15 protein-coding genes are annotated in these 16,824 nt (G+C 73.9%); 9 read left to right on the forward strand and 6 right to left on the reverse strand.

The window, feature by feature from the left end:
* Nucleotides 1–5: 5 nt before the first annotated feature.
* Together OF117_RS07750 and OF117_RS07755 are read right to left on the reverse strand one after the other, a co-directional pair.
* Nucleotides 6–1,721, reverse strand: a complete 1,716-nt coding sequence (locus tag OF117_RS07750; RefSeq protein ID WP_263552242.1) for a PQQ-dependent dehydrogenase, methanol/ethanol family — start codon at nucleotides 1,719–1,721, stop codon at nucleotides 6–8.
* Between the two features lie 13 nt (nucleotides 1,722–1,734).
* On the reverse strand, nucleotides 1,735–2,199 hold the full coding sequence (locus OF117_RS07755; protein WP_263552243.1) for an MSMEG_3727 family PQQ-associated protein: 465 nt from the start codon (nucleotides 2,197–2,199) through the stop codon (nucleotides 1,735–1,737).
* A gap of 325 nt (nucleotides 2,200–2,524) precedes the next feature.
* On the opposite strand from OF117_RS07755, the gene OF117_RS07760 reads away from it, so the two are divergent.
* The 6 genes from OF117_RS07760 (at nucleotide 2,525) to OF117_RS07785 (ending at nucleotide 9,379) form a co-directional block, all read left to right on the forward strand.
* The gene (locus tag OF117_RS07760) at nucleotides 2,525–3,961 is read left to right on the forward strand and encodes a DNA-binding protein (RefSeq protein WP_263552244.1); all 1,437 of its coding nucleotides are present in this window, start codon (nucleotides 2,525–2,527) and stop codon (nucleotides 3,959–3,961) included.
* 139 nt (nucleotides 3,962–4,100) lie between these two features.
* Nucleotides 4,101–5,528: a DUF2252 domain-containing protein gene (locus tag OF117_RS07765; protein ID WP_263552245.1), complete on the forward strand. Its 1,428-nt coding sequence runs from the start codon at nucleotides 4,101–4,103 to the stop codon at nucleotides 5,526–5,528.
* Nucleotides 5,529–5,719: 191 nt separating this feature from the next.
* A complete protein-coding gene (locus OF117_RS07770) occupies nucleotides 5,720–5,977 on the forward strand; it encodes a hypothetical protein (RefSeq protein WP_263552246.1) in 258 nt (85 codons plus the stop codon).
* 89 nt (nucleotides 5,978–6,066) lie between these two features.
* Entirely contained in the window at nucleotides 6,067–6,801 is a 735-nt protein-coding gene (locus tag OF117_RS07775) for a hypothetical protein (RefSeq protein ID WP_263552247.1), read from the forward strand.
* Entirely contained in the window at nucleotides 6,801–8,627 is a 1,827-nt protein-coding gene (locus tag OF117_RS07780; protein WP_263552248.1) for a fumarate reductase/succinate dehydrogenase flavoprotein subunit, read from the forward strand. Before OF117_RS07775 ends, OF117_RS07780 begins: the two co-directional genes overlap by 1 nt.
* The gene (locus OF117_RS07785) at nucleotides 8,624–9,379 is read left to right on the forward strand and encodes a succinate dehydrogenase/fumarate reductase iron-sulfur subunit (protein ID WP_263552249.1); all 756 of its coding nucleotides are present in this window, start codon (nucleotides 8,624–8,626) and stop codon (nucleotides 9,377–9,379) included. The genes OF117_RS07780 and OF117_RS07785 overlap by 4 nt, the downstream gene beginning before the upstream one ends.
* Before the next feature lie 45 nt (nucleotides 9,380–9,424).
* On the opposite strand, the gene OF117_RS07790 is transcribed toward OF117_RS07785, so the two are convergent.
* Nucleotides 9,425–10,471 (reverse strand): GNAT family N-acetyltransferase, encoded by a 1,047-nt coding sequence (locus tag OF117_RS07790; protein WP_263552250.1) that lies wholly within the window; start codon nucleotides 10,469–10,471, stop codon nucleotides 9,425–9,427.
* A gap of 1,361 nt (nucleotides 10,472–11,832) precedes the next feature.
* On the opposite strand from OF117_RS07790, the gene OF117_RS07795 reads away from it, so the two are divergent.
* Nucleotides 11,833–12,480 (forward strand): VOC family protein, encoded by a 648-nt coding sequence (locus OF117_RS07795; protein WP_263552251.1) that lies wholly within the window; start codon nucleotides 11,833–11,835, stop codon nucleotides 12,478–12,480.
* On the opposite strand, the gene OF117_RS07800 is transcribed toward OF117_RS07795, so the two are convergent.
* Nucleotides 12,458–12,997 (reverse strand): SgcJ/EcaC family oxidoreductase, encoded by a 540-nt coding sequence (locus OF117_RS07800; protein WP_263552252.1) that lies wholly within the window; start codon nucleotides 12,995–12,997, stop codon nucleotides 12,458–12,460. The genes OF117_RS07795 and OF117_RS07800 overlap by 23 nt on opposite strands.
* Before the next feature lie 205 nt (nucleotides 12,998–13,202).
* Entirely contained in the window at nucleotides 13,203–13,949 is a 747-nt protein-coding gene (locus OF117_RS07805; RefSeq protein WP_263552253.1) for an HpcH/HpaI aldolase family protein, read from the reverse strand.
* A gap of 336 nt (nucleotides 13,950–14,285) precedes the next feature.
* Here OF117_RS07805 and OF117_RS07810 point away from each other — a divergent pair, with 336 nt between their 5' ends.
* A complete protein-coding gene (locus OF117_RS07810) occupies nucleotides 14,286–14,630 on the forward strand; it encodes a WhiB family transcriptional regulator (RefSeq protein WP_263552254.1) in 345 nt (114 codons plus the stop codon).
* A gap of 140 nt (nucleotides 14,631–14,770) precedes the next feature.
* Nucleotides 14,771–15,301 carry a hypothetical protein gene (locus OF117_RS07815; protein WP_263552255.1) on the forward strand — a complete coding sequence of 177 codons (531 nt, stop codon included), beginning with the start codon at nucleotides 14,771–14,773 and terminating at the stop codon, nucleotides 15,299–15,301.
* A 66-nt stretch (nucleotides 15,302–15,367) separates the two neighbouring features.
* On the opposite strand, the gene OF117_RS07820 is transcribed toward OF117_RS07815, so the two are convergent.
* Nucleotides 15,368–16,813, reverse strand: coding sequence for a carotenoid oxygenase family protein (locus tag OF117_RS07820; protein ID WP_263552256.1), 1,446 nt, complete (start codon nucleotides 16,811–16,813; stop codon nucleotides 15,368–15,370).
* Between the last annotated feature and the right edge of the window lie 11 nt (nucleotides 16,814–16,824).

The following is a 16,824-nucleotide window of genomic DNA, read 5'->3' on the forward strand; positions in this document are numbered from 1 at the left end:
GCTCGTCACCTCCCCCCGGCGGACTCGACGCCTTCGGGCAGGGAGAAGACGAACATCGCCTGTCCGTGGGGGCCGCCCATCATCCCGGGCAGGAATCCCTCGACCCAGGCCCCCCAGCCGACCGGCACGGCGATGTACTGCTTGCCGTCGATGCTGTAGGTGCTCGGGCTGCTGTGGTGGCCGCTGCCGCAGTTGAACTGCCACAGCATCTCGCCGCTGCGGGCGTCGAGCGCGACGAACTGGCCGGCCGGCGTGCCGGCGAACACCAGGCCGCCCCCCGTGGCCAGCACGGAGGCGCACATCGGCAGGTCGTTGCGCCAGCGCCACACCTCCTGGCCGGTGGCCGGGTCGAACGCCGACACGGACCCCGCCATGTCCTCGGCGTCGACGATGACCGCCGCGCCCCAGTACGGGATGCTCTCCTTGAACTCCCGGCGACGGCGGGCGACCCTCGCACCGGTGTCCTGCACCGGCACGTAGAACAGGCCCGTCTCCGGGCTGTACGCGGCGTGCGTCCACTCCTTGGCGCCGGCCGGCCCGGGGTAGAAGTGGACCTCCTCCCCCTCCTTGTCCGGGTAGATCCTCGGCGTCACCGCGCCGTCGGGGCTGATCTCGCCCCACGTGATCCGGTCGACGAACGGGAAGATCCGCACGCGCTCGCCGTTGGTGCGGTCCAGGACGAAGCAGTACCCGTTCTTGTCGAAGTGGGCCAGCAGCTTCCGGCCGTCCTGCTCGAACAGGATGCACTCCATGTTCGAGTCGTAGTCCCACAGGTCGTGCGGCGTGCACTGGTAGTGCCAGCGGATCTCGCCGGTGTCGGCGTCCACGGCGATCACGCTGTCGGTGTGGAGGTTGGCGCCCGGACGGATCTCCCCGTCGAAGTCGGGTGCCGGGTTGCCGGTGCCCCAGTACAGGAGGTTGGTCTCCTGGTCGAAGGTGCCCGTGATCCAGCAGTTGCCACCGCCCCGCGCCCAGGCCTCACCCTCGGCGGGCCAGGTCTCCGACCCCGGCTCGCCGGGCTTGGGGATCGTGTAGCAGCGCCAGACCCGTTCCCCGGTCCCCACGTCGTAGGCGTCGAGGTGGCCGCGCACGCCGAACTCCCCACCGGAGCTCCCGACGACCACCCGGTCCTTGACGACCAGCGGAGCGACCGTGAGGCTCTCCCCGGCGCGCACGTCCCCGCTGGTCACGTCCCAGACGAGCGAGCCTGTGGTGGCGTCGAGCGCCAGAACGTGGGCGTTCAGGGTGCAGACGAAGACCTTGCCGTCGGCCACGGCGACCCCGCGGTTGACGTTGCCGCAGCACAGCGACGTGTCGAACGGGATCGCGTGCTTGTACTGCCACAGCAACTGCCCCGTCTTGGCGTCCAGGGCCCAGACCCAGCCGTCCCACCCGGACACGTACATGACGCCGTCGACGACGATCGGGCAGTTCTCGAACGCATAGGTCGACTGGCCTGCGTGCAGTCCGTGCGGCGCGAAGCTGAACACCCACGCGGGGAGGAGGCGTGCGACGTTCTCCCTGTTGATCTCGTCCAGCGGGCTGTACCGCTGTCCGTCGTAGGTCCCGTAGTAGGTGAGCCAGTTCTGCGGCTCCGAGCGGGCGTCGAGGATGCGCTCGTACGTGACGTCCTGGGCCACCGGAGGCGCGTTTCCCGTCGCGGTCGTCAGGGAGCCGAAGTTCACGGCCGGTGGGGCCGGCCGGTACTCGATGGTGGTCATCGACTGCTCCTGTCTACGGTCGTGGCTGCGGCGGGCGGTCGAGCCGAGCCGACGCCGGGACGTCGCCCATCACGACGATCGCGCCGATCAGACCCCGGCCCTCGTCGTTGCCGACGTTGGAGCTGAACCAGTAGTAGCCAGGGCCGTCGAGGACGACGTGGACGGTTCCCCGGGTGTAGTTCGGCAGCCAGACCCACTGGCTGTCACCGTTGCTCGGCACGAGCGCGCAGTGGGTGTTCTGGTCGTCGTTGAGGAACTCGATGTCGAGTTCGCCGCCGTGGGGCAGGACGAGGACCGAGGGGTCCCAGACGAGCTGGTCGGGGACGATCCGGATCGTGGCGGACATCCGTCCGTCGGGCCCCTCCTCGGCCTGCGCGACGTTGCCGGTCGCCAGCAACCGGCCCAGCGTCCCCTCGTTCTGCTTGTCCAACCCGAACCGGTGCAGCTGCTCGGATCGGTCCGGTGTGAGGGTGGTCAAGGACCTCACCTTCTCGTGGTCTTCGTGCTGCTCGGTCTTCGTGCTGCTCGGTCTTCGTGCTCGTCGGTCTCCGTGACGCGGGGACCGACGCGGTCCCTTCCCGTGGCCCGCGACGGTCGTGCCCGGGCGAGAGGTGGGACGGCGTCCTTCGCGCGATCGGCCCGTGGTGCCAGTGGCGCCTCCTCCCCGGCGGCAGCGCCTGCGTCCCCTCCCGGCTGCCGCGCCCGACGTCGTTGGAACACCGTCCGCCGGTGGCTAGCCTCGGGTCAGGCGACCGCTCGACCGATCGTGGGACGCTCGCTCCCCCGAGCCCAAGGCGAACTGGATGAACGGCGCGAAACACCCGACGACAGGCGCCTTCTGCGCGACGAACGGGGTCGCGCTCTCCGACGAGAGCCTCCGACGGATCGCCGCCGCCCGGGAACGGTTCGCCGCCGGCGCGGACAGCGTCCACGGGGTCCGTCCCGACATCCTCGTGTCCTGGTACCGGTGCCGCGAGGAGTACGAGGTCAGCCCGCACCTGGAACGGGCGCCCGCCGCGGCGGGGGGGACCGCGCACTCCATCGAGCACGACGTGGTCTCCGCCGAGCTCGGCGGCCTGGCCAGCGGGGCGGCACGGGACATCGACGGCGTCGACGGCCTGGCCACCGTGACCGACTGCGACGGACACGTCCTGGCGACCTGGGGTAGCCGGCGCATCCAGTCCCTGGCCGCGGACAGCAATCTCGCCGCCTGGTCGGCCTGGTCGGAGCGGGCGAGCGGCACCAACGGCATGGGCACGGCCCTGGAGAACCAGCACCCCGTCCTGGTCCGGGGCCCGGAGCACTGGTGCCGGGGATTCCACCTGTGGATGTGTGCCGGCGTCGCCGTGCGCGACGTCGTCACCCGCGACCCGCTGGCGACCCTCGACATCTCGTGCTGGAAGACGCCGCTGCCCGACGCCGTCCTGCCGTGGCTGCGCGCGGCCGCCGCCGCCACCGAGGCCAAGCTGCGCCGGCGGGCGCGGCACACCGGCACGCTGCTCGCGGCCGCCCTGGCCGATGCCCGCGAGGCGCCGGGGACGCCGCTGGCCGTCGTGGACACGGTCGGGAAGGTCGTGCTGGCGAACACCGAGGCCGCCGTCCTGCTGGGCACGCCGGCGGACGCCCCGGCGTACGCACCGTCGGACCGGTGGATGCCGCAGGTCCCCGCCCTGCTGCAGCTCACCCGGCGGGCGACCGCCCGCGCCCGGCAGGACCACGCGTGGAGCGGGTCGACGCTGCTCTTCGTCCCCTTCCTCGACCAGCCCCTCCCGGTCTCCGTCCGGCCCGTGTTCGACGCATCGCAGGTGATCGGCGCGCTGCTGGCCTTCCGGGCGACCGGCGACGCCGGTGCCCCGGACCTCCTCGACGAGCCGGTCCTCGGCGCCCCTGACCCGCACCCGTTCCCGCACCGGGTCGTCGCCCTGCGGGACGACCGCTGGGTCCTCCTCGACCCCCGCGAGATCCGGTACGCGGAGACCGACCACGACAACGTCTGGCTGACGACCGACCAGGGACGACTGCTGGCCGCCGTCCGGGGTCTGGACCGCCTCGAGCAGGAACTCGGCGGCCGGGGGTTCCTGCGCGTCCACCGTCGCTTCCTCGTCAACCTCGGCCGGGTGCGGGAGATCGAGCCGGGGTTCAAGGGCGCGCTCTTCCTCGCCACCGACACGCGCAGCCACGAGACCGTGCCGGTCGCCCGCCGGCACGTGGCGCGGGTCCGCCAGGCGCTCGGTCTGTAGGCCGGGGTGAGCACTCCGTCGACGACGAGGATCGAGGACCTGCACCGGGGCTGACCGGAGCTCCCGTCGGACGCGCGAAGGCCGGCGCCGGCGTCCGGAAGGGGTCCGAGGCCGAGAGGAGGCTGCCAAGCTCCGTGAGGTGACCGAACAGCAGGAGCGGTGGGGGCGGCACACCGTGCTGACCGCGGCCGACAGCCGGGGCTTCCGGTCCCTGCGCCACAGCGCCTCGCCCCGGGCGGAGCGCTACGCGCTCGGTCGTCGGCTGCGGGACCGGGCGCCGCGTGCCGGTCTCGGGGACTGGGCGCCGGAACCCGGGCGGCCGGACGTCGTCGAGCAGGTGAGCCGGTCGCACGAGGGCCGCCTGGACTGGCTGGTCCCGGTGCGCATCGGGCGGATGATCGCCTCGCCGTACGCCTTCCTCCGTGGCGCGGCCAACGTGCACGCCGCCGACTTCGCCGCACTGCCGGTCACCGGGATCACGCCGGTCATCTGCGGTGACGCCCACCTGGGCAACTTCGGGTTCTACGCCTCCCCGGAGCGCGACCTCGTGTTCGACCTGAACGACTTCGACGAGGCGCACCCGGGTGCCTGGGAGTGGGACCTGCGGCGCCTCACGGCGAGCGTCTGGGTGGCCGGGCGGCAGAACGGCGCTCCGGAGGACGCGTGCGGGACCGCGGTGGCGCGGTGCGTCGAGGAGTACCGGATGCAGATCGCCGCCCTGGCCGAGCAGCCGCTGCTCGCCCGGTCCTACGAGCGGCTCGACGTCGACCGGATGCTGGAGACGGCGCCGCGCACGGCCCTGCGCGCCGAGATCGAGACCTCCGCCCGACGAGCGCGCAGGCGTACCAGCGACCGTGCGCTGCCCCGGATCACCGAGCAGCGCGACGGTGTCCGGCACATCGTCACCGAGCCGCCGCTGATCACCCGGCCGGAAGCGGCCGAGGCGGACCGTCTGGCCGCGGCGCTGGACGACTACCTGCGCACCCTGCCGACGCACTGGGCCCGGGTGGTGGGCGGCTACCGCCTCGTCGACCTGGCGCACAAGGTGGTCGGCGTCGGATCCGTGGGGCTGCGCGCCTGGGTCGCCCTGTGCGAGGGCAGCAGCACCGACGACGTGCTGTTCCTGCAGCTCAAGCAGGCCAGGCGCTCGGTGGTCGCCCCGTTCGTGCACGGCGACTCGGCCTGGCACGCCCACCAGGGCCAGCGCGTCGTCGAGTACCAGCAGGCGGTGCAGACGGTCAGCGACCCGCTCCTCGGGTGGACCAGCGTCGGCGACGTCCAGTACTACGTCCGCCAGTTCCGCGACATGAAGGGCGCGATCGCGGTCGACGGCATCGACGCCACCGCGCTGACCGACTACGCCGGCATCTGCGGCTACCTGCTGGCCAAGGGGCACGCCCGGACCAGCGGTGCGTCGATGATCGCCGGCTACCTCGGGGGCGGGCGCAAGGTCCGGGAGGCCCTCTGCCGGTTCGCCCGGGCCTACGCCGACCAGACCGAACGGGACCACGCCGACCTGGTCGGCGCCGTCCGGCGGGGCGTCCTGCCGGCCGAGACGGGCATCTGAACGCACGGCGGGTCGGCCCGCCGGCCGTTCCGGGCACCGGGCGGCCGGTCGGGCGTCGGCCCGGGACGTCGGCTCCACGCCGGACGCGCCGTCGGTCGTGCCGCCCGCCGCGGAGGCCCTTTCCTCGCAGCGCCGTCCGTGGTCGACTGCGCTCGTCGCTGGCTGGTGGCCGCACGCATCTGGGGGCCGGGATGTCGCTGGAACAGGACGTGGCGGCGGCGCGCAGCGCCGTCGACGAGGTGGAGCGGGCGTGCGCCCGGGTCACGGGTCACTTCCGGGACACCGTCGACGTGCGCCGCCTGCGCCTCGACGTCTCCCGGTTGCGCGACGACCTCGACCTGCTCTGCGGCGCGCAGCCCGCGGCGGCGCAGACCCCGCAGTTCGGGTCGGTCAGCTGGGACGACGGCATGGACGACGGCATCGGCCTCCCGGGCGGGGCGACTCGTTGACCAGGGCCGCTCCACGCAACGGGGCGGTCGCCGCCGGAGGTGGGAACGGATCGGCGCCCCCGCGCCGGGCCGAGATCGAGGCGCGGACCTTGCGCACCGACCGGTGGTGGGTCCAGCCGCTGGTCACGGTCCTGGTGCTCGTCGCGTTCATCGTCTACGCCACCATCCGGGCGTTCCAGAACGCGCACTACTTCGCCGAGCCCTACATCTCGCCGTTCTACTCGCCCTGCCTCACGACCGCGTGCGAGGGCGACACGTTCCCGGAGCTGTTCACCGGACCGACGTGGATCTCGCCGGCGCTCTACATCCTGGTCTTCCCGCTGGGCATCCGGCTGACCTGCTACTACTACCGCAAGGCCTACTACCGGTCGTTCTGGCTGTCGCCGCCGGCCTGCGCGGTCGCCGAGCCGCACCGCCGCTACACCGGTGAGACCCGCTTCCCGCTCGTCGGTCAGAACGTGCACCGGTACTTCCTGTACGCGGCGCTCGTCATCAACGTGATCCTCCTGTACGACGCGGTCCTCGCCTTCCGCGACGAGACCGGCGAGTGGGGGCACATGGGGCTCGGCACGCTCGTCCTGCTCGTCAACGCCGTCCTCCTGGCGCTGTACTCGCTCTCCTGCCACTCCTGCCGGCACATCGTCGGCGGCCGGCTGAACCACTTCTCGCGGCATCCGCTGCGCTACCGGTTCTGGACCGCCGTGTCCCGCCTCAACGCCCGGCACATGCAGTACGCGTGGGCGTCGCTGTTCAGCGTCGCCTTCGCCGACTTCTACGTCTTCCTCCTCGCCACCGGCACGATTACGGACCTGAGGTTCTTCTGATGGAGCTGGAGAGGCACGAGTACGACGTGGTGGTCGTCGGGGCCGGCGGCGCGGGCCTGCGGGCCGCGATCGAGGCCCACGAGAACGGCGCGCGGACGGCGGTGGTCTGCAAGTCGCTGCTCGGCAAGGCGCACACGGTGATGGCCGAGGGCGGCATCGCCGCGGCGATGGGCAACCTCTGGCCCGAGGACGACTGGCGGGTGCACTTCCGCGACACGATGCGCGGCGGAAAGATGCTCAACCACTGGCGGATGGCGCAGCTGCACGCCCAGGAGGCGCCGGACCGGGTCCGGGAGCTCGAGGACTGGGGCGCGCTGTTCGACCGCACCCCCGACGGGCTGATCAGCCAGCGCGACTTCGGCGGACACCGCTACGCCCGGCTGGCGCACGTCGGTGACCGCACCGGGCTGGAGCTGATCCGCACCCTCCAGCAACGCACCGTGGCGCTCGGCATCGACGTCTACATGGAGTGCACGGTCACCCGCCTGCTGACCGGACCGGTCGCGGGCGGGGGTGCCGGCGAGGAGCAGGGCATCACCGGCGCGTTCGGCTACTGGCGGGAGTCCGGCCGCTTCGTCGCCTGGCAGGCCCCGTCGGTGGTGCTGGCCACCGGCGGGATCGGCAAGTCCTACAAGGTCACCTCGAACTCCTGGGAGTACACCGGCGACGGGCACTCCCTGGCCCTGCAGGCCGGCGCCACGCTCGTGAACATGGAGTTCGTCCAGTTCCACCCCACCGGGATGATCTGGCCGCCGTCGGTGCGCGGCATCCTCGTCACCGAGAGCGTGCGCGGGGACGGCGGCGTCCTGCGCAACTCCGCCGGCAACCGGTTCATGTTCGACTACATCCCCGACTTCTTCCGCAAGGAGACCGCCGAGACCGAGGACGAGGCGGACCGCTGGTACGAGGACAAGAAGAACAACCGCCGACCGCCGGAGCTCCTCCCGCGCGACGAGGTGGCCCGTGCCATCAACAGCGAGGTCAAGGCCGGCCGCGGCACGCCGCACGGCGGGGTGTTCCTCGACATCGCGTCGCGCCGGTCCGCGGAGTACATCCGCAAGCGCCTGCCCTCGATGTACCACCAGTTCAAGGAGCTGGCCGAGGTCGACATCACCGCCGAGCCGATGGAGGTGGGTCCGACCTGCCACTACGTGATGGGCGGGGTGGAGGTCGAGCCCGACACCGCGGCGGCACGCGTTCCGGGGCTCTTCGCGGCGGGCGAGGTCGCCGGCGGCATGCACGGGTCGAACCGGCTCGGTGGCAACTCCCTGTCGGACCTGCTGGTGTTCGGCCGGCGGGCGGGCCTGGCCGCGGCCGAGCACGCCCTGAAGCACACCGGCGGGGTCGCACTTCCCGAGGCCGCGCTGGCCGACGCCGCCCGCGCCGCCCTGGAGCCCTTCGACCGGGAGGGCGGCGAGAACCCCTACACGGTCCAGCAGGACCTGCAGCAGACGATGCACGACCTGGTCGGCATCATCCGGACGGCGTCGGAGATCGAGCGGGCGCTCGAGCGCATCGCGGAACTCCGGAGGCGGGTCGCCGACCTCTCCGTCGAGGGACACCGGCAGTACAACCCGGGATGGCACCTCGCCCTGGACCTGCCGCACATGCTGCTCGTCAGCGAGTGCATCGCCCGAGCGGCTCTCGAACGCCAGGAGAGCCGCGGCGGTCACACCCGCGACGACTTCCCGGCCACCGACGCCGAGTGGGCGACGACCAACCTCGTCTGCGTCCTCGCCCCGGACGGCGGGGTGTCCCTCACCCGGCAGCCGCTCCCGCAGATGCCGCCGGAGCTCGCCGAGATCTTCGAGGAGGTCCCGGGATGAGCTACGACGCGACCTTCCGGGTCTGGCGCGGCGACGCCACCGGCGGCGACCTGCAGACGTTCACCGTGGAGGTCAACGAGGGCGAGGTCGTCCTCGACGTGATCCACCGGCTGCAGGCCTCCCAGGCCGGCGACCTCGCCGTCCGGTGGAACTGCAAGGCCGGCAAGTGCGGCTCGTGCAGCGCGGAGGTCAACGGGCGGCCGCGACTGCTGTGCATGACCCGGATGAGCACGTTCGCGGAGACCGAGACGGTCACCATCACCCCGCTGCGCGCCTTCCCCGTGATCCGCGACCTGGTCACCGACGTGTCCTACAACTACGTCAAGGCCGCGCAGATCCCCGCGTTCACGCCGGGCCCCCGGGACGCGGACGGCGCGCACCGGATGCAGCAGGTCGACGTCGAGCGCTCGCAGGAGTTCCGCAAGTGCATCGAGTGCTGGCTCTGCCAGGACACCTGCCACGTCATCCGTGACCACGAGGAGAACAAGGCGGCCTTCGCCGGACCGCGCTTCCTCATCCGCCTCGCCGAGCTCGACATGCACCCGCTCGACGTGCTCGACCGGCGCGAGGACGCGCAGGACCAGTTCGGTCTCGGCTACTGCAACATCACGAAGTGCTGCAGCGAGGTCTGCCCGGAAGGCATCCACCTCACCGACAACGGGATCATCCCGCTGAAGGAACGGGTGGCGGACCGCAGGTTCGACCCGCTGACCTGGCTCGGCTCCCGGATCGGGCGGCGGCCCAGGAGCTGAGGACGCCTCGGTCCGCTCCCCGCTGCGATGCTCCCTCGGCCGCGCTCAGGCGGCCGGGCGCCACATCGGCCAGAGCGGCGGCCCGCCGGGAGCCGCGATCGGCGTCGCGGCCACGAAGCCGTGCCGTTCGTAGAGGGCGCGGCTGCGCGGGCTGGTCGCCTCCAGGTAGGCAGGGTGCCCGCAGCGGTCGGCCCGCTCGAGCACCGGGGCCAGCAGGCTGCTGCCGATCCCGCGCCCCTGGACGTCGGGGGCGACGCCGAGGAACCACAGGTACTCGTGCGGCTCGGTGGGGTGGACCCGCTCCATCGCGGCGATCACCTGCTCGACGCGGTCGGCGTGCGGGTGGAACAGCTCGGAGAGCCGGGCCGCGAAGCCGGCCCCTGCCTCCTCGGACATCGCCTCGTGCCCGTACGGGACCCACAGCGCCGCACCGTGGACCCCGACCGCGGTGGTCCAGGTGTCGTCGTGGGAGGCCAGGAGGTCGACCAGGACGTGGAAGAACTCGCGGTTCGTCGCGGCGCGGACCCCGGCGTCGGGGACGAGCCAGCGGAACACCGGGTCGTCGGTGAAGGCGGCGGCGAGGACGGAACCGACCGCGGCGGTGTCCCCGGGCCCGGCCCGGCGGACGTCGGTGCCCAGTGCGTGCAGGATGGTCATGATCGCTCCAGCGGTGGATCGGCGGTGTGCACGCACCCTGTCGGGACCGCCTGTTGCCCGGGTGTTGTCCCCGTGACGTGCGCATCGGCGTAGCCGACAGTCGTCCGCAGCGATCGACCTGGCGAGCAGCGTCCCGCCGCGACGCAGCACCCTGCGGGCCTCGCGCAGCGCGTGGCGCGGGTCGGCCAGCTGGTACAGCACGTCGATCGCGGTGACCGCGTCGAAGGCGGCATCGGCGAACGGCAGGCGCGCCGCTTCCCCCCGGACCACCGGAGGCGGGTGCGCGCGCACCATGGCCGCCGCGACGTCCAGGCCGACGACGACCGGGCCGGGCGGCATCGCCGAGCGCAGCACGCCGTCGGCGCAGCCCACGTCGAGGACCCGGCGCGCTCCCAGGGCCGCCAGCCGGGAGGCGACCTCGCCGTAGAGGCTCACCGAGGGAACGCGCGGCCGACCGCCATGCCCAGCCGGTAGCCCTCCGGGGCCGCGTCGTAGTCGGAGGGCACACCCGCCACGGGGACAGCGTGGCCCGGGTCCGCCCGCCGCGAGGGGTCAGGTCTGTCAGGTCCCGGGTGTGATCGACGTCCCGGCGGATCGCCCGTCCGACCGTTGCGTACGCCGGGCTCCTCCGGCGCCGTCGGCAGGGGGTTCGTCGGGCTGCGGTCCGGCCGTCGTCGACGTCCGGCCGTGGTTCCGACCCCGGTCGTGCCGGTGCACGAGCCGGAGCGCGAGCCGGAGCGTGTGCCGACGCGGGGAGCGCCGGCGCGGCCGCCGGCGGGGCCGCGGCTCGCATCCCGGGCGTGCGGTGCCCGCCCCGGGGGGCAGCGGCGGTCCGTCCGGGACGGCGCCGCTCCCCGCTCCCTGGACGGCCGGCGGTCCGCTGGTCCCCGTCACCGGCGAGGCGACGCCTTCGGCCCGCGCGCGCCGCAGGACGAACCGGCGGCCGGCGCGAACGCCGGAGACGGCCCGGACCCGGGCCGCCCCGAGTGCCCGGGTCAGCGCCTGAGGCACCGGACGGGTCCGGACGGCGTGCCGCACCGCTGCCACCCCGCGCGCGAGTCCGCCGCGCACCCGGGCGATGCCGTGGGCGGGCGGAGCCGACGGCGGGACCCGCTGGATCCAGGGCGCTCGCGCCGCCCTCCTCTGCCGCTCCCAGCGAGCGGTGGAACTCCGCGCGAGGACGATCACCAGGGCCGTCACCAGCAGGAATCCGACAAGGCTCACGGTCGCCCACAGCATGACGGTCCATCCCCGGTCCGGCCGCGGAGGTTCCGGTTCCCGGGCGTCCGCCGCGGTGCGCTCACGATCCCGCCGGGAGGGCCGATCGACAAGGAGGTCGCCCCCGGCTACCAACTCGTTATGGACGCGCGGGACATCACCTCGGCGCGCGCTCGACGGTGGCGGCTGCCGGGCGACCACGGCGAGTCCGGAGGACGGCTGGGGGAGGTTCCGCCGACCGCCCGGAGGCCAGTGGAGACGGCCCTGGCCGTCGGGAGGGGGTTGGCGCAGGAGGTGATCGCCGTCGTCGGCTTCGCAGCACACCTCGAGGGGGTCGACGCCGAGCCTGTCCCGTAGCGGGCCGCTCGGGGACACGCACCGCCGCAGTCCGCGGACGTTCCCGCGGGAACGCCGTCGAGCCGTTCGCCTTGACCCCGTTCCCGCGGAGACGCTGCTCCCGTGTCCCGTGGTGGGCCGCTCAGGGACATGCAGCCCGCTGCGCGCGCTGCACGAGCAGGGCGCAGGCCGGCGTCCGCGGTACTGCGTCTGGTCGGCGGGTACCGCCTCGTGGCGAACCGATGGACCTCGGCGAGGGCACGCCGCGCTCCGCGCCCCGGCCGGCCCGTCCGGACCTCGAGCTGATCGGCGTGCAGCCGATCCGGTCGGGGGCGGTGACGCTCTCCTACCGGCCCGCGTCGTCGACCCCGGCCGAGGGCCCGGCTCACCCGGATCGGTGGTCGGCCGGTCGCCCCGCCGGCTCGCCCGCGATCGAGACGTACGCCAACGGCGGCCCCGGTGCTTGGCTGGGAGTACCGGCCCTCGCCGAGCACGCGTCGTCGGAGGGAGTTCTCGTGCCCGTCCAGCTCAACCACACCATCGTCTCCGCCCGGGACAAGCAGCGGTCGGCGACCTTCCTCGCCGACCTGCTCGGGCTCGCAGCCCCCAGCTCGTTCGGCCCCTTCGCGGTGGTCCAGCTCGACAACGACGTCTCCCTCGACTTCATGGACGACGACCCCGTCCACCCGCGGCACTACGCGTTCCTGGTGACCGAGGACGAGTTCGACGCGATCTTCGGTCGGATCCGCGCCCGCGGGCTGGACTTCTGGGCCGACCCCTTCGAGCGCCAGCCCGAGCGGATCAACACCAACGACGGAGGCCGGGGGGTGTACTGGAAGGACCCGGACGGGCACGTCCTGGAGATCATCACGCGTCCGTACGGCGGGTGACCCGGCCGCCCCAGGTCATCCGCCGTCGGCGGCCCAGCCGATGCGCAGGGCCCGCGCGGCGCGTCATCGCCCGGGAGGCCCGCGACGGCAGCGAGTCGGGCGCGGGGATCCTCACCGGCCGCACCCGCCCGTTGTGCAGGGCCGCGATCCTCCAGCCGTGATCGGTCCTCACCGCCACGATCGTCTGCCGGGAGAGACGCCGTCCGGGCACGCTCGCCCGCCACGGCATCAGGACCGAGCCGGTCGCGTGCACGACGGCCACGTCGTCCCGCAGGTGGCGGACGGATTCGACCTGCCCGACGAGCGCGGAGCCGGTCAGGACGCCTCGGAAGAGCCGGTCGTGGTTCTCGACCATCACGCGCCGCCCCCGGGCGCGCGCCCCGTCGTACGAGACGTAGTCGCCGTCCTCGGTGGAACAGGCGCCGTACCCGTCGGCGTCCCCCGCCGTCCAGGCGGCGCACATGCGCTCGAACAGGTCGACGAGGTCGGCGTCGGCCGCCGTGATCGCGCGGGACATCGCCACTCCCCCGGATGGTCGGTGGATGCTGGGACGAACCGGATCCGCTCGTGGCTCCTTCGCACTCCTGCGAGTTCGTACTCCTGCGAGCTCGCCCCCGGCACCCGTCGGGACGTCCGCGCCCCCGCGGCGGCGACGACGGAGCGGCGGACATGGCCATCTCCGCCGCGGGAGGGGACGGCGGCGCTCTCGGCTGCCGGCCCGTTCAGGCCCCGGCCGGGCCGGACCGCTCGCGGGCGACGCCGAGGTGGTGCGCCATGACCTCGCCCAGCGACAGGGAGTCGTTGGCGACCGTCACGATCGTCGCGCCCTCGGCGGCGTAGCCGGCGGCCTCCTCGCCGCTGTAGGCGTGGACGCCGACGGGCACCCCGGCGGCGCCGGCCCGGGCGACGATCGAGGACAGGACGGCGCGGAGCTCCCCCCGGCGGTCCGCGCCGTTCAGCCCGAGGGACAGCGAGAGGTCACCCGGACCGACGTACACGCCGTCCAGGCCCTCGACGGCGAGGACGGCGTCGAGGTCGTCGAGCGCGGTCGCGGTCTCGACCATGGCGATCACCAGCGGCTGGTCGGCCCCGCCGGAGAGCCGGCCGATCGATCGTCCACCGGCGGGGGCGTAGCGGCCGGCGGAGACGACCTCCCGGGCGTGGTCGGCGTCGCGCACGTTGGGCACGATGACGCCGCGGGCGCCCAGGTCGAGCGGGCGGCCGACGTCGGCGAACAGCGGGCTGCGGGTCCGGACGAGCGGCACCGAGCCCGCCGCGGTGATCGCCGCCGTGATACCCGGCAGCTCGGCCTCGGCCACACCGCCGTGCTGCAGGTCGACGACGACGAAGTCGGCTCCGGTCCGCGCCAGGACCTCGCCCGTGACCGCGCCCGGCAGCACGCTCCACAGGCCGTGGCACGGCCGCCCGTCCGACCACCGCCGCCGCAGGTCGACCTCGCTCGTCGCCATCCCAGGTCCCGCCCTCCCGCCGCTCCCGGCGACCGCGCCGTCGTCCGACGCCCTGCCCCGGACCTCGCCGGCACGATCCTGCCGGACCGGGCGGATCGCGCGACGCGCTGGTCGGGCCAGCGGCGGGGTCGGAGCCCCGGCGTCCACGGTCACCGGAGCGGCGGACACGCCGAGGGCCCGGCCCGGCACCACCAGAGTTCGCCAAGGGGACACCACGGATGAGTTCACCTTGTGCCAGTGCGCGGGCGGCCGGGTTTCCGTAACGTGACGGACAGCGATGCTGTCGTACCGGTCCGTCACACCGACCGCGCCCCCCCCACGTCCGAGGAGCTTCCCGTGCCTTCCTTCTCCCGCCCCCACCTGTCCGTGCTCAGCGAGGCCGCGACCAGCCAGCCCGCCGCGGCGGCGCCCGAGGCCGGCGCGTGGCCGTCGGCGACCCCGGCCGGGGACGAGTCGTGGCGTCTGGAGGCGTTGTGCGCGGAGACCGACCCGGAGGCGTTCTTCCCGGAGAAGGGTGGTTCCACCCGCGAGGCCAAGCGCGTGTGCAGCGGCTGCGCGGTGCGCCTCGAGTGCCTGGAGTACGCGCTGTCCAACGACGAGCGCTTCGGCATCTGGGGTGGCCTGTCCGAGCGCGAGCGGCGGCAGCTGCGCCAGCAGCGGCGCCTCCGGCTCAGCGCCTGACGCGGCCGGGAGCCCCGCGGTCCGGACGCGGGCCGGGGAGTTCCCCGGCGCGCCTCCTCCCGGGCACACCGTGCCCGGATGCGGTTCACGTGCCGGGCACAGGCTGAGGCGGTCCAGACGGTTCACCCCCAGGAGGACCCATGACCGCGTCCACGAAGACCAACTCCTCGACCGCGGCGTCCCGGGATCGGCAGGACGACGTCGCGCGCCCCGACCGGGGAGCCGACGCCGCGCGCCCCGACGCGGGAGCCGACGCCGCGGCCCGGAACGCCGCGGCCAGGCTCGACGAGCTCGTCCGGGCTCACGGCGAGCTGACCCACGAGATCCGTCAACTGGTCGCGCGCCAGGCCGTCGACCGCGCCGCCGACGGCGACGACGGTGAGCGCGCCGGCCCGATGGTCACCGTGGCCCGGGCCGACCTGCTCGCGCTGCGCGAGCAGGAGCAGGCCCGGCATCAGCTGGACCGGGCGACGCGGAGCGGCGCGGACGCCGTGGACGGCGTCGTCCGCAGCGTCACGACGGTCGTCCGCGCGCTGATCCCGGCTTCGCTCGTGCGGCCCGAGGACCTCGTCGAGGCGGCCTGGACGGTGGCCGACCACGGTCTGCGGGTGGGCCGCCGCCTGGCGCTCGGCGTCAGCTCGAGCGTTCGGGACCTGACCCCGTCGGCCTGACCGATGATCGGCGGGCCGGGGCACGGTCCGGCCCGCCCCCGGCCCGCCCCCGGCCGGCCGCCCCGGTCAGCGGTCGGCCGCCCAGCTGCCGTGGAAGCCGAGCGGAACGCGCGCCGGCAGGTGCACGCGGGCCACGGGTTCACCGGCGAAGTCCTGCGCCGCGAGGACCACCAGGTCGGTGGCTCCCCGGTCGGGGTCGTGCACGAAGGCCAGGACGTAGCCGTCGTCCTCGGCCGCGTCGGGCGCAGACGGCACGAACACGGCCTCGCCGACGGTCGCGTCGCGCGGGAACCGGTGCGCCTCGACCGCTCCCGCGGCCAGGTCGTGCTTGAGCAGCGCGGAGGCGAACGCGCCGTCCTGGAACGTTCCGCTCATCCGCACGGTCGAGGGGTTGACCTCACCGATGACGGCGCCGTAGCCGTAGCGGTGCGGCCGGGAGACGACCCGCTCGTCGACGCGCGGGAACTCCTGCGGGCGGTCGTCGAGGCGCTGCAGGGCCACCGTGCCGGCGGCGGGATCGACGGTCCAGCGGTCCAGCGTCAGCGGGCCCCGCCCGGTCAGGGCGGACAGGTCGTAGGAGCCCTCGTACCGGCACACGTCGACGACGACGCGGTCGCCGTCGTCGTAGGCGTTGAGCGTGTGGAAGACCCAGCAGGGGTCCACCTCGAACCAGCGGACCTCGCGGACGGCACCCTCCCGGGGCAGCAGCCCGAGCCGGGCCTGGTGCCCGGCGTTCCAGGCGTACGGCAGCGGGGAGCCGGACACCGCGGCGGGCATGCTGAACGTGACCGGCAGGTCGAGGAGGACCACGTACCGCTCGGTGAGGGCGAAGTCGTGCATCATCGGCCCGTCCGGGACGGGGACGTCGGTCGTGCCGCCCACCCGGCCGTCGGGGCCGATCACGACGTGCTGCACGTGGTCCCAACCCCAGAAGTAGGCCACGGCGTGCAGGTCCCCGGTCCGCCGGTCGAGCTTGGTGTGCGCGGCGTAGCCGCCCGGCAGCGTGCCGCCGAAGTCGCACGGGCCGACCGTGTCCAGCTCGTCGGTCAGCTCGTACGGCAGCGGGCCGGCCTCCACGGTGGCGAGGATGCGCCCGGCGTGCGCCACGACGTGGGTGTTGGCGGCGAAGTCCATGCCGGCGTGGACGGGCCCTCCCGGCCACTGCTCCCCCAGCGCTCCGGCCACCTGCCGCGACCGGACCCAGCGGTTGCGGTACCACTCGGCCCGGCCGTCCCGCAGCCGCACGCCGTGCACCATGCCCGGGCCGAGGAACCAGTGCTGGACGGGCTCGTCCAGGCCGAGCGGGTTGGGTCCGTTGCGCAGGTAGCGTCCGTCCAGCCCGGCGGGCAGCCTTCCCGTCACCGGCAGGTCGAACGCCGTGACCTCCTCGGTGACCGGCGCGAACGGTCCCCGGGCGAACCGACCGCTGTCGAGCAGCGGCTCGGCGGGGATGGGCGCGGCGGGCATGGGCGCGGTGGGCGTGTGCGCGGCGGGCACCGGCTCGGCAGGCATCACGGTCTCCC

Origin of the sequence: Geodermatophilus sp. YIM 151500, assembly GCF_025716945.1 — a bacterium.
Classification (GTDB): Bacteria; Actinomycetota; Actinomycetes; order Mycobacteriales; family Geodermatophilaceae; genus YIM-151500.